The sequence below is a fragment of the Flaviaestuariibacter amylovorans genome, assembly GCF_039541815.1.
In the GTDB taxonomy this organism is placed as follows: Bacteria; Bacteroidota; Bacteroidia; order Chitinophagales; family Chitinophagaceae; genus Flavisolibacter; species Flavisolibacter amylovorans.
This window is the reverse complement of sequence record NZ_BAABGY010000014.1, coordinates 106,997-119,454: the sequence shown is the minus strand read 5'-3', so window position 1 is coordinate 119,454 and position 12,458 is coordinate 106,997. Positions and strand designations below refer to the sequence as shown.

The following is a 12,458-nucleotide window of genomic DNA, read 5'->3' as shown; positions in this document are numbered from 1 at the left end:
ATGCGTATCTTTTTTTCATCACTGGTGTTGCTTCTGCTGTTTTGGGGCTCTTCCTGCGAGTCGAAGAAAACACCGCAGGCCGAAACTGCTGCGAAGAAGCAAACTTATACGTGCCCGATGCATCCTCAGATCGTTCGCACCGAGCCCGGCACCTGCCCGATCTGCGGTATGGACCTTGTTCCCTTCGACAAAACAAATCAGGAAAAATCGCTCACCCTGGGGAGAAGTCAGCAAATGCTTGCAAACATTCAAACCATGGCGGTCGGAACAGGAAATCTGAGCACTGTGACCCGGCTCAACGCCCGTTTGACGGTTAGCCCGGAGGGGACCCGCTTTGTGTCGGCGCGCGTGGCCGGCCGCATCGATCAGCTGTCCGTACGCCAGACCGGTGATCCCGTACGAAAAGGTCAGGTTCTTTACCGTATCTATTCGGAGCAGCTCCAGGCGTTACAACAGGAGTACCTGGTTTTGGCGGCACAAGCGGCAGCCTTTCCCAGCGACGCCCGGTTCAGAGAGCTAGCCTATGCAGCCCGGCAAAAGCTGCTTTTGTATGGCCAGGCAGAAGGCCAGGTTCAAAAACTGCTTCAATCCAAAAAAGTTGACCCAAACGTCATTTACCTCGCCCCCGCTTCCGGGATCGTTGCTGAGCTCAGTGTCACGGAGGGCCAATACGTAGCTGAGGGCGGACCGATCATGAAGCTGGAAAGCTACCAGCAGGTGTGGGTCGAAGCCGACGTTTATCCGCGGGAGGCTGAGCGGATCCGAAACGGACAGCGTGTTCAGGTACTGGTGGCCGGATCCGAGGAAGAGCCCGAGGAAATGGTTGTGAGTTTTGTCACACCAGCCGTTCAGACTAATACACAGGTAGTCCAGATAAGGGGTACGATAAGTAACCGGGGCGGGCGTTTCCAACCCGGTATGCAAGTAGTTGTCCTGTTGCCTGGTGAAAAATCTGCGGGCAGCAAGTTGACCCTTCCCATCGATGCGGTTATTCGGGACGGAAACAAGGCCCACGTATGGCTGCAGGTCGACAGGGAAAAGTTTGTCCCGAAGCCGGTAACCACCGGCGCAGAAACAGCCGAGCAGGTCGAAATACTGACGGGATTGACGGCCGGTGAGAAAGTAGTTACTTCCGGGGCTTACCTACTTTACAGCGAGTATATATTGAAAAAAGGAAAAAACCCTGTCGATGCGAATCAGTAAAAAACCAGCGATGATTTTTAATCAATTTTTTTTAAGACGATCAATGGTTTCTTGTTTGATCGTCTTTAGTGCACTGTCCGGTTGTCAATCGAATCAGGCACCAGCGACAGCCGCCAAGCCGAAGACGGATTCGTCGGTTGTCCAACGGGTAGGAGGCAGTAAAATGGTTCCGGTAATCCAAGAGGATCTTTTGCATGCTATCTATCCGCACTATCTGGAAGCCGAAGAGGCGCTGGTGCAGGGAGATGTGGCATCCGCACGGCTTTCGGCCAGCACAATCGAAGCCGGCGCGCGGGCATATCCAGGCGGCGGGCAACTTGCATCAGCTGCCAACCGCATGCTGAATGCAGCTTCCTTGTCTGCGCAGCGCCAGGCCTTTGCCGCATTAAGCGAGGAGCTGATCCGTCACGTCGAAGCCGCCGGGGTGGCAGGAGCGCCGCTATTTGTCGCCTATTGTCCAATGGCACGCGATGGAGCCGGCGCCGCCTGGTTGACTTCGATGCCTGTTGTGCGGAACCCCTACTACGGATCGGAGATGCTTACGTGTGGAGAAATCCAGGATACAATCGGAAAGCGCAACACTACTCCTTGAGTGCATTGCATGCCGAAGTTTGTCGCGGTTCAATGACGTCAATCATTTCGACGGCCACGCATACCGCATCCGGCAATAAGTAACCGCCTAATTCCAAGGCAGGGAACCGAAATGATGATGCTTCGAATTGCCGCCGCGCTTCTGGAAACAGCGCGCAACAGCCCAAGCTTTATGAGCAGGAATCTAAAACCCGTCAATTATGGCCAAGAGCCGACACTTTTATATCCGGAAAGCACATCGTTACCTGGGAGTGCTGTTGGGGATGCAATTTTTGTTCTGGACAATCAGCGGGCTTTATTTTAGCTGGAGCGATATAGACGAAATTCATGGTGATCATCAGCGCCGGAAACCACGGGCATTTTCCGGAACGCAACAATTCGTCTCGCCTGGTACGGTGCTGCAGCTGCTTGAGGTTCCCGTCGATTCACTGCAATCTATTCAGCTGCTGCCCCTTTTGGATCGTGCGCATTATGGCATCGCCTTTTATTCGGGCGGGACGTTGCACCGGGTCCTTGCCGATGCTGCAACCGGCATCACACGTCCTCCCGTAACCCGTGACGAAGCGATACAAATCGCTTCGGAGAGCTTTTCTGGCCCGTGGGCAGTGCGCAAGGTGCAACTGCTTACCGAAACGGGTGGACACCACGAATACCGCGAACGGCCGTTGCCGGCCTGGGCCGTGCAATTCGAGCACCCGACCCGGACCACAGTCTATGTATCGGCCGCATACGGGAAAGTGGAAACTTTCCGGAATGATCGGTGGCGAATTTTTGACTGGCTCTGGATGACGCATACCATGGATTACCAGGGGCGCGACAACATAAATAACTGGCTGTTGCGGATATTTTCTGTGTTCGGACTCGTTACAGTGATTTCCGGCTTTGTCCTTTTCGGAATTAGTTCCCGGGTTTTTCGGAAGCGAAAGCGAAAAACCATTCCCCACCCGCTTCAGAAGATCTAAATTTGAGATATTACTGAAATTTCCAGTCATGAGAATTTTGCCCTATGCCTTATTTGCCGTTGTGCTGCTCGCTTGCAATAAGAAAAGCAGCAATCCGGATTCCGCTGAAGTGCTTTCCGGTTCCGACTTGGCCGCCTCACAGGCGATGACTAATGCGCTCTCCGGAGCCCGTACTGCACTTATGGGCCTGACAACAGCTACTACCAATGTACAGCGGCACCATCACGACAGCGCCTATCATCATCAGGACTCGCTCTTTTGGGTGCATCATCAACACTACCAGCATGGCACTTACGTGCATGACGATCATAGCCACCACTGGACGAGCTACGACCCGAACATCCACCACCAACATCACTACCATCATCCTTATCTCGGGCATGCAAATGATTCACTGGTAACCGGTCCTTCCAACCACAGCCACAATAATCACGACGGCCACCACCCAGGTCATAACTTCAACCACCACCACACCTTGGATTCACTACACCAGGTGCACAATCTGCACCATCCCTGAGTTTTTTCACCAATAAGCACATGCGCGGACATGGGTGTTGCAAACCTTAGCAAGCAATCGTTGCTGAAGAATACTGGTGGCTAAACCACATCTTTTGCGGGTGGCATAGTTATTATGCTGGTTTGCTAATCAGAAATGTAACACTATGAAAAAGTTATTGCTTCCGCTTTTTGCACTGCTCTTCTTTAGCGCCTGTAAAAAAGACAATGATGAGGCAACCGGCCCCCAGTTACAGGCTCACGATCAGAACGAGATGATGCGGGTAATGCACCAGATGATGAGCCGGATGGACACTATGCAGATGTCGAACGATCCGGAGATTGATTTCTCGAAGATGATGCGGATGCATCACCAGGGAGCAATCGAAATGGCAAATGTCGAGCTGCAGAAAGGCACAAACGATAGCCTGAAGCGCTTGGCCCAGAAAATAATTACGAAACAGCAGCAGGAAATACAGGAGTTCAATACGCTTCTGGCTACACTGGCAGTCGATAACATGGACATGGCCTTCGCGATGGAGCTGATGGAAACCATGGAAAAGGGGGGCGGTGTTGCTGATGTTCAACTTATAACCGGCGATACTGACAATGACTTCGCTACATTGATGATCGTTCACCACCAGGAGGCAATTGAAAATTCATCCGCTTATCTGCACCACAGCAACAATACGCAATTGCGTGCGATGGCTGAGCGGATGATCGATGACCAGATGGAGGAAATACAGGAGTTGACGAACTGGATTCGCGCCAACCGAAGATAAATTAGTAAATTGTGTGATGTGCAGCCCCGGTGAGGAAACCAGCTACGCATATGCACATGAGACGTGTTGAGTGCCCCTTTCCAGGGGCACTCTTTTCGTAAAACTTGGGCCTGTTTCGCCGTTGGCCATCGGTTTTCAGGGAAAGGCACGATGGCTATGAGTCGATTTGCGATGAAGCGCTTGAAGCGCTATGTCTTCTAAAAGGAAGATTATCTTAGAGGCGAATATTATTAAATACTTTCAAAGGGAAGGTTTTTTCGAACACGAACCAGCCTAGCCCTAAAAATACCTTTTGATCTCATGAAGAACTTCCTCTGTTTTTTTGCCGCCATCCTTTTTGCTGCACCACTTCTTGCACAGCGCAAAGATGAGAATGAGATTAAAGCGATACTCCAGGCGTACAAAACGAAGTTGGAGCAACTGGACACATCGGGAATCACCCCCCTTTTTGTTTCCGGCGCAAAGGTATACGAAGGCGGCACCGACGAAGGCGGGATCCAAAGTTACCTGGGTCACCACCTGGGTCCGGAGCTAAAAGCGTTCAAATCCTTTACCTTTTCCAATTATCAGGTTGACGTCGTGCTCAATGAGGATTATGCGTATGCCACCGAAACTTATCTGTATACGATTGTGCTCGCTAAGGACGATAGCGTGATTAAAAGCAAAGGGGTAGCAACAACCGTCTTGCGAAAAACCCGCCAGGGATGGAAGATTGCTTTGACACATAGCTCTTTTCGAAGGGCTAAGTAGCACGGTTTCCAGAGTTTGTTTCGCTCAGAACTGAAAATGTTGAGCCAACGTGTTTGCAGAGATTGGAAGTTGATGTTCCGTGAATTTCCTTGTGTATCAACGAAGACGGTGTAAACCCCTGCTTTTTCCGAGAAAGCGAAATCCATGGTAGCCGGTTACAATGGCCGTATTCACATCTTTTAGTCGAATCGAGCAGTGAGCAGGGTGTCCCATATCGGGCATTTGAATCTTTCCGTTATTCCATTCGTTTTCTTTCGGATCAAATCTCATGTTCCACAGCACTTTATTTCCGATGGCCGTTGTGCTACCTTTCTGAACCACTATTTTTCCAGTATAGTACGGTGCTTCATTGTATACCTGTATCCTTACAGAGCCGTCCTCCAGCTCCCAAGTGCCGAGAAGAGCATCACCTGTCGACTGCGCTTTCAGACCGGAAACCCACAACAGAGCAATGATCAGGCTGGTAGTCTTTGCGCTTTTTTGCACAGTTTTGCTAAACGGATAGAGTAACTGCTTCCAATAGGTCTTCGAAAAATTTCGCTCTTCTGCGATCCCGATCGATCCCAGGCGCTGACGTGCCTTTGGATTATCATAAGCGGTTCCGAATAAATAGTCCCATACTGTCAGCCATGCACCGAAGTTTACCTGCGCGTCTTTATAGTCTGCCCGATGATGCCAGCGATGGAGCTCCGCTACACAAAAGATTCTTCGCAGTATCCCGGCTTTGTAGTCAAAGTTGGTGTGTTGCAAAAACATGTTGACAGCGAGAACAGCCAATGCCGCTACAACTACTTGCTGTGGCACACCGATAAGCAAGCAGACAATAATACCCGGTCCACCTTCCAGTATTTGGTGAAGCGCATGCCGCTTCTCCCCATTCAGAAAATAGAGTCTTTCGGAGCTGTGGTGAATCGCGTGGAGTGGCCAGAGGACCAGGTATTTATGACTTAAGAGGTGAACGATGTAGAGAAAGAAATCGATGATCGTCAGGGCGAATATGACCTGTATCCATATGGGTGCGTTGACCGGGAACCAATTTAAGACCGGAAGAAAAGCGGATGGCCAAACAAAAAGGTACTGTGCCAGTAGCTTAATTAGGTAGTTCACGATATAATAGGTCAGGTCGAGGTTCCTGTCACCATTGCCTCGGAGCCATTCCTTATCGTATGGAATCCATTTTTCAAGTAGTAGCATGATGATACCAAATGAAAGAATAATGGATAGGCAAAGCCACGGGTAAAGAGGGCCTATCGTCATCCCCCTGACTAACACAATGAACGAAGTCAATACGGCAATCGGATAAAAGGAATATTGTGTGATTTGCTTCATTTCAGCTTTTTAGCAAAGCTGCTCCGATTGAGGAGAAACTACTTGAACAAACCTGCTATTCTTGGTGCAACACTCACACAGTCTCTTTCAAAATAATACCATAGGGCGGTGTCGGACCACACCTTTATTGATGAACTTGGGGCCGTAGCCCGTTAGCGTGATGTTTTTGTACTACCGGTTTCGATGGTATGGGGTAAAATTTGCTCGTTTGTTTAGAGTCTTCTGAAACAAGCCTTCTGCATAGTTCGAAAATAGAAAATGCACAATTATTGTCATTGATCGTTCAGAGAAAACGCAACGTTCTTATTTTGAAGCTCATTGCGAACTATTGATCACTAATTGAAGACCGATCCGATGCAGCAGTATAATATTTTGTCAATCGTCGAGAAAGTGAATTTGTCGGGGTCATGGGAGAATGCCGAAAAGGTGCTCAATCAGGTAATTTCTCAATCGCAGCGGCCTATAGTCCTCTCATTTATCAACGCACATGGTTTTAACCTATGTCATTCTGACCCGGAATATTTTTCAGCTTTACTAAACGCAGATGTTCTTCTGCGTGATGGTAGGGGCATCGAAATGCTCTATAAAGGCATTGGTAAAAACCCAGGCGAGAACTTTTGCGGCACCGATTTTATTCCCCATCTACTAAGGCTTCGTCCTGGCGCCCGTGTCGCTTTGCTGGGGACCCGTCAGCCCTTTCTCGAAAAGGCTGCCCATGAGCTAGAGAAGATCGGGCTACAGGTTGTTTTATGTTGCGACGGTTTCCAGCTAAGCGAACATTATGCTGCTCTCGTACAAAGTCGGCAACCTGATATTGTATTACTGGGGATGGGAAATCCCAAGCAGGAAAAGGTCGCTGAGGCTTTACGGCAGGAGCTCAACTTCCCTGCCTTGTTGATTAACGGAGGTGCTATTATTGACTATCTGGGTGGAAAGGTTGCGCGTGCTCCGTTGCAGATGAGACGTATGGGTTTAGAATGGCTCTTTCGCTTATGGCTGGAACCTCGCCGAATGTTTAGACGGTATGTATTGGGTAACATGCACTTTTTGTGGCGTATGTTCCAAGTTAAACGCATGGTTTCGGCCACCGGAAAGGCCGATGCAGCGAACGGCTCCTTACAACAGCGAGCTGCCTGATCATACCACTTACTGTTCGCGCATTAGTGAGTTTAGTAGCTGTAGACCAAGCTTATCCAACACGAGAATGCCAGGAGTTATTTAAGCACTTCGGAAGGAGCAACACCGAACATATCAGTAAAGGTGCGGCTCAAATGCGCTCCATCCGAGAAGCCCGCTTCAAACGCAGCGTCTGTGAAGTTTGCTCCTTTCTGAATGGCCAGCATAGCCGTTTGTAAGCGGCACCAGAGTACGTAGCGCCGATAAGGAATACCGGTTTGGATTTTGAAAAGATGTGCAAAACGGCTTTCCGAAAGAAAGCATTTTGCTGCTACTGACTTAATTGAAGTCTGGTCCTGCAGTGATGAGCGAATATGGTCTATTGCAACTGTTATTCGGGGATCGACCGTATCGGCAAGAATAGGTTGGTGTCCTGCCAGAGAGTCAAGTAGGAATTGGACAGCTTCGTTCAGCTTCGGAACAACGCCGGGTGCGGTCGAACATGCCCATCCGCTCAAATGATCCATTACTAGATCAACGATGTGCATTGGAAGATGCCTCAAGCCGTACTGTTGTAGTTCTAGTTTTTTGACTAGTCGCATTGCGTCTTCGGTCTCCGCATCAAAATAGATGAAAAGAGTTGGTTCGGGGTTTCCGGTAAACTGGTGCTCAACGTCTGCTGCTATAGCACAAAACTGACTTTCTTCTGGATGGATACCATCTCGTGAAACACGAAAGGGCCGTTAAACGAAAGGATAATTTCAACCGCATGGTGCACATGTAATTGTGTTTTTACATCAGGTCGCGCGTACGCGGCCCAGCCCCCTTCTATGATAAAGTTGAATGGTCGATTCATTTCTCGGGTCGTGGTCTAATGTAAAGGTTTATTAGATCGGAAGGTAGTGAATGGCCTCATTTTCCAAATGAATGTCTGTCGCTCTTGTCTGAAGCTAATATTTAGAAAAAAGTTTTACCGATTTATTGGTATAATGTAATATTGCAATAGAATAGAAAGTATGGGGATCACTAAATCTGAAATGTATACGGCGAAGCAGAACGCTCTGGCAACGATGCTCAAGGCCATCGCGCACCCTGCTCGCATCGCCATCCTTCAGCACCTCATCAAAGCGAACGCCTGCATCTGCGGAGACCTGGTGGAGGAACTGGGCCTTGCGCAGGCGACGATCTCCCAGCACTTGAAGGAACTCAAAGCCGCGGGCCTGATCCAGGGAACCGTGGAAGGGACCAGCGTCTGCTACTGCATCAATCCGAAGGTATGGGGCCAGTTCAAGAAGGAGCTGGACGCTTTGTTCGGCTCGTACAAGGGTGGGGATGGCTGCTGCTGACCCCTTTTTTAAGCTGATCAATCGCAATATTACAATAAATTAAAAATAAACGCTATGCAAACGGAACAAGAACTGAAGAATCTGGTGCGCGAGAAGTACGCCCAGATCGCCGCTCAGGATAAAGATACCAACGCTGCTTCCTGCTGCGGCGCAGGTGGCTGCTCCACGGAAGTTTACAACATCATGTCCGACGATTACACCCAACTCGAAGGCTACAACGCCGACGCTGACTTGGGTCTCGGCTGCGGCCTTCCAACCCAGTTTGCCATGATCACGCCTGGTCAGACCGTGATCGACCTCGGATCGGGTGCGGGTAACGACGCCTTCATCGCCCGCCATGAGGCAGGGGAGAGCGGTAAGGTGATCGGCATTGACTTTACTCCTGAGATGATTGAAAAGGCCCGTCATAACGCAGAGGTCCGCGGCTTCAATAATGTAGAGTTCCGCCAGGGCGACATCGAGAAGATGCCCGTAACGGCCAACACCGCCGACGTAATCGTGAGCAACTGTGTTCTGAACCTGGTGCCCAACAAGGATGGTGTCTTCAAAGAGATTTTCCGCGTGCTGAAGCCTGGTGGCCACTTCTCCATCTCCGACATCGTGCTGGTAGGTAACCTCCCTGCCAACATCCGTAACGCCGCGGAAATGTATGCGGGCTGCGTAAGCGGAGCCATCCAGCGCGAGGTGTACCTGGAGCTGATCAAAGTAAACGGCTTCACCAGCATCCTGGTGCAGAAGGAAAAGCAGATCATCATTCCCGACGACATCCTGCGCAACTACCTCTCCGAGTCCGAGCTGGAGTCCTTCAAGCGCTCCGACGTCGGCATCTACAGCATCACGGTGTACGCTCAGAAGCCTTGTTGCGACCCCGCCGTTGGCTGCTGCTAACCCTCTTATCCTGTCATACTAACAAGCTACCATGTCAGCAAACAACTGTGCCCCCGCCCTCGAACGTAAGCGGTTGGGGTTTCTAGACCGTTACCTCACTCTTTGGATCTTCCTGGCTATGGCCATTGGCGTCGTCATTGGTTACTTTTTCCCATCGTCCTCAGGCTTCATCAACTCCTTTTCGAGCGGTACCACCAACATCCCGCTGGCCGTGGGTCTGATCCTTATGATGTACCCGCCGTTTGCTAAAGTGCGCTACGAGCAATTGGGCCAGGTGTTCCGCAACACGAAGGTGCTGGGCGCCTCTCTGTTCCTCAACTGGATCGTCGGCCCGATCCTCATGTTCGTGCTGGCCATCGTTTTCCTTCACGACTACCCCGAATACATGGTGGGGCTTATCCTCATCGGCCTCGCCCGCTGCATCGCCATGGTGATCGTATGGAATGAGCTGGCCGAAGGGAGCCGCGAGTACGCTGCGGGCCTTGTGGCCCTCAACAGCATCTTCCAAGTGCTCCTGTACAGCGTGTATGCGTACGTTTTCGTGACGGTGCTACCGCCCCTCTTCGGCATCCAGAGCACCGAGGTTAATGTAACCATGGGGCAGATCGCCGAGAGCGTGGCCATTTACCTGGGACTTCCGTTCGTGGCGGGTTTACTCACGCGCCTGATCCTGAAAAAGGCAAAAGGCGAAGATTGGTACCAGAACAAATTGCTTCCCGTAATCTCACCGATAACTCTCATCGCGCTGCTCTTTACCATCGTGGTGATGTTCAGCCTAAAGGGCGAGCTGATCGTGCGCATCCCGCTGGACGTGGTACGGATCGCCATTCCGCTGGTTATCTACTTTGCCATCATGTTCCTGGTGAGCTTCTTCATCGGTAAGAAGATGGGCGCTGACTACTCCCGCAACGCCTCCATTGCCTTCACGGCAGCAGGTAACAATTTCGAGTTGGCCATCGCCGTAGCCATTGGGGTCTTCGGCATCAACAGCGGCCAAGCGTTCGCTGGTGTGATCGGCCCACTTGTCGAGGTGCCTGCGCTAATCGCCCTGGTGAACGTGGCCTTCTGGCTCCGTAAGAAGTACTACCACTCCGACACAACCGAACCTATTTCTACAAAAGCATAATTCAACGACCATGAGAATAGCTCTGTTCAGTGACATTCACGCCAACCTCCCTGCGCTGGAAGCCTTCTTCAAAAGTGTGGAGGACCAAAAGCCCGACGCCATTTACTGTCTCGGTGACCTGGTGGGGTACAACATCTGGCCGAACGAGGTGGTGAACGAGATCCGCCGCCGCGGCATCCCCACCATCGCAGGTAACTACGATCAGGGTATCGGCCTCATGAGCGACGAGTGCGGCTGCGCCTATAAGACCGACACCGAAAAGGACATGGGTAAGATCTCCATCTCCTATACCAACTCACTGGTGAAGCTCGAGGAGCGCCGCTACCTGCGAACCCTCCCCGCGCACATCCGTGTGGAGTTCCGGCTGAGCGAAGGCAAAAAGCTAAACCTGGTGCTGGTGCACGGGTCGCCCCGCAAGATCAACGAATACCTATTCGAGGACCGCGACGAGAAGAGCCTCCTGCGGATCATGGAAGGTGCTGACGCCGACATTATGTGCTTTGGCCATACGCACAAGCCCTACCACCGCATCCTGCCGACGGAACCAGGTGATCAACCCCACTACCGTCATGCGATAAACATCGGCTCCGTCGGTAAGCCCAAGGACGGCGACCCGCGTGGCTGCTACGTGATCCTTACTATCAACCCCGACAGCTCCATCGCTTCGAAGGCGACGGTGCAGGTTGAGTTCGTGCGCTTTGAGTACGACGTAGAGAAGGCGGCTAAGGCTGTTGAGGACAGCCCGCTACCGAATGAGTACGCGGACATGTTGCGTAAAGGATACTGATCCCACGAAACACTTAAAATAGGCAGGCAAACGCTATTCAAGGAAACATTTAAGCAAATGCTTAAATGTTTTTTACTTTTGCGTCATGGAATCGACGTGTATAAGACTACTTGCAGACCAGGAGCAGATCCAAGCCTGTAGAAATCGCTTAGAATCCGTACGGCCGTCGCTTCAGGGTATGGCTTCGATTCTGGACCTTGTTGGCAATGAGGTTCGCCTGAAGATTCTGTTTTTGCTCGGAGAAGAGAAGGAGCTTTGTCCCTGTGACCTAGCCGATATTCTGAGTATGACCGTGCCCGCAGTGTCGCAGCACCTGCGTAAGCTCAAAGACGGTGGATTGGTTACTGCCAGAAAAGATGGCCAGACGATCTTCTACTCACTCATTGAGAAACACCTTGCTGTTCTCAATCCGCTGTTCGCACTGATCACCAACCCCGAAAAACTGGAAACCGTATGACCTCAACGAAATCCCGCGGAACAATGCTGGGCGCTGGCGTCTTATCCGCCCTGGCAGCGTCGCTCTGTTGCATTACGCCGCTGGTGGCACTACTGGCGGGAAGCAGCAGCATTGCTGCCAGTATCTCTTGGATCGAACCAGCAAGACCGTATCTGATCGGCTTGTCCGTCCTGGTGCTGGCATTGGCCTGGTACACGAAGCTGAAGCCCGCAAAGCTGGCTACGGACGACTGCGGGTGCGTTGCGCCGACGAAGCCCACCTTCTGGCAGTCAACGGCCTTCCTTGTGCTGATTACCGTGTTTGCCGCAGGGATGATGGCCTTCCCGATGTACGCTTCAACGTTTTACCCAAAAGCCCAGTTGAAGCCATCCGCTGCAGCTACCGCATCTACCAAACAGGTGAAGTTCATGATCGCGGGGATGACTTGCGCTGGATGTGAAGAGCATGTCAACGTGGAACTGGCCAAAGTGAAAGGGGTCACTGCTTTCACGACATCCTATGCGTCCCGCAGTAGCCTGGTAACTTTCGATCCCGCTCAGACCAACGAAGATGCGGTTGCTGAGGCAATAAAGCGCACGGGGTATAAGGTTAAAGGCTACGAAGCGCTCTCGCCAACCAAAAATTAA

General features: G+C 51.2%; 15 protein-coding genes. 13 read left to right on the top strand and 2 right to left on the bottom strand.

The window, feature by feature from the left end; all coding sequences use genetic code 11:
* From ABD937_RS19305 to ABD937_RS19280, 6 genes are all read left to right on the top strand, one after another.
* The gene (locus ABD937_RS19305) at nucleotides 1–1,203 is read left to right on the top strand and encodes an efflux RND transporter periplasmic adaptor subunit (protein WP_345257521.1); all 1,203 of its coding nucleotides are present in this window, start codon (nucleotides 1–3) and stop codon (nucleotides 1,201–1,203) included.
* Complete coding sequence (locus ABD937_RS19300) at nucleotides 1,190–1,795, top strand: DUF3347 domain-containing protein (RefSeq protein WP_345257520.1); 606 nt, start codon at nucleotides 1,190–1,192, stop codon at nucleotides 1,793–1,795. Before ABD937_RS19305 ends, ABD937_RS19300 begins: the two co-directional genes overlap by 14 nt.
* A 199-nt stretch (nucleotides 1,796–1,994) precedes the next feature.
* On the top strand, nucleotides 1,995–2,756 hold the full coding sequence (locus tag ABD937_RS19295) for a PepSY domain-containing protein (protein ID WP_345257518.1): 762 nt from the start codon (nucleotides 1,995–1,997) through the stop codon (nucleotides 2,754–2,756).
* 28 nt (nucleotides 2,757–2,784) lie between these two features.
* Nucleotides 2,785–3,273: a hypothetical protein gene (locus tag ABD937_RS19290; protein WP_345257517.1), complete on the top strand. Its 489-nt coding sequence runs from the start codon at nucleotides 2,785–2,787 to the stop codon at nucleotides 3,271–3,273.
* A 145-nt stretch (nucleotides 3,274–3,418) separates the two neighbouring features.
* Entirely contained in the window at nucleotides 3,419–4,033 is a 615-nt protein-coding gene (locus tag ABD937_RS19285; protein ID WP_345257516.1) for a DUF305 domain-containing protein, read from the top strand.
* 300 nt (nucleotides 4,034–4,333) lie between these two features.
* Entirely contained in the window at nucleotides 4,334–4,783 is a 450-nt protein-coding gene (locus ABD937_RS19280; protein ID WP_345257515.1) for a YybH family protein, read from the top strand.
* 96 nt (nucleotides 4,784–4,879) lie between these two features.
* On the opposite strand, the gene ABD937_RS19275 is transcribed toward ABD937_RS19280, so the two are convergent.
* On the bottom strand, nucleotides 4,880–6,112 hold the full coding sequence (locus ABD937_RS19275) for a sterol desaturase family protein (RefSeq protein WP_345257514.1): 1,233 nt from the start codon (nucleotides 6,110–6,112) through the stop codon (nucleotides 4,880–4,882).
* Nucleotides 6,113–6,466: 354 nt separating this feature from the next.
* Between ABD937_RS19275 and ABD937_RS19270 the strand changes: the two genes are divergently transcribed.
* The gene (locus ABD937_RS19270) at nucleotides 6,467–7,249 is read left to right on the top strand and encodes a WecB/TagA/CpsF family glycosyltransferase (RefSeq protein ID WP_345257513.1); all 783 of its coding nucleotides are present in this window, start codon (nucleotides 6,467–6,469) and stop codon (nucleotides 7,247–7,249) included.
* Nucleotides 7,250–7,326: 77 nt separating this feature from the next.
* Here the strand turns inward: ABD937_RS19270 and ABD937_RS19265 are convergent, their stop codons facing one another.
* Nucleotides 7,327–7,776 carry a helix-turn-helix transcriptional regulator gene (locus ABD937_RS19265; RefSeq protein WP_345257512.1) on the bottom strand — a complete coding sequence of 150 codons (450 nt, stop codon included), beginning with the start codon at nucleotides 7,774–7,776 and terminating at the stop codon, nucleotides 7,327–7,329.
* 468 nt (nucleotides 7,777–8,244) lie between these two features.
* Between ABD937_RS19265 and ABD937_RS19260 the strand changes: the two genes are divergently transcribed.
* The 6 genes from ABD937_RS19260 to merTP all read left to right on the top strand — a co-directional run bounded on the left by ABD937_RS19260 (nucleotide 8,245) and on the right by merTP (nucleotide 12,458).
* Nucleotides 8,245–8,574: an ArsR/SmtB family transcription factor gene (locus tag ABD937_RS19260; RefSeq protein WP_345257511.1), complete on the top strand. Its 330-nt coding sequence runs from the start codon at nucleotides 8,245–8,247 to the stop codon at nucleotides 8,572–8,574.
* A 54-nt stretch (nucleotides 8,575–8,628) separates the two neighbouring features.
* The gene (locus ABD937_RS19255) at nucleotides 8,629–9,462 is read left to right on the top strand and encodes an arsenite methyltransferase (protein ID WP_345257510.1); all 834 of its coding nucleotides are present in this window, start codon (nucleotides 8,629–8,631) and stop codon (nucleotides 9,460–9,462) included.
* 31 nt (nucleotides 9,463–9,493) lie between these two features.
* Nucleotides 9,494–10,588 carry an ACR3 family arsenite efflux transporter gene (gene arsB / locus ABD937_RS19250; protein ID WP_345257509.1) on the top strand — a complete coding sequence of 365 codons (1,095 nt, stop codon included), beginning with the start codon at nucleotides 9,494–9,496 and terminating at the stop codon, nucleotides 10,586–10,588.
* A gap of 10 nt (nucleotides 10,589–10,598) precedes the next feature.
* Nucleotides 10,599–11,375, top strand: a complete 777-nt coding sequence (locus ABD937_RS19245) for a metallophosphoesterase family protein (RefSeq protein ID WP_345257508.1) — start codon at nucleotides 10,599–10,601, stop codon at nucleotides 11,373–11,375.
* 178 nt (nucleotides 11,376–11,553) lie between these two features.
* Nucleotides 11,554–11,832 (top strand): ArsR/SmtB family transcription factor, encoded by a 279-nt coding sequence (locus ABD937_RS19240; RefSeq protein WP_345257507.1) that lies wholly within the window; start codon nucleotides 11,554–11,556, stop codon nucleotides 11,830–11,832.
* Nucleotides 11,829–12,458 (top strand): mercuric transport protein MerTP, encoded by a 630-nt coding sequence (gene merTP, locus ABD937_RS19235; RefSeq protein ID WP_345257505.1) that lies wholly within the window; start codon nucleotides 11,829–11,831, stop codon nucleotides 12,456–12,458. The genes ABD937_RS19240 and merTP overlap by 4 nt, the downstream gene beginning before the upstream one ends.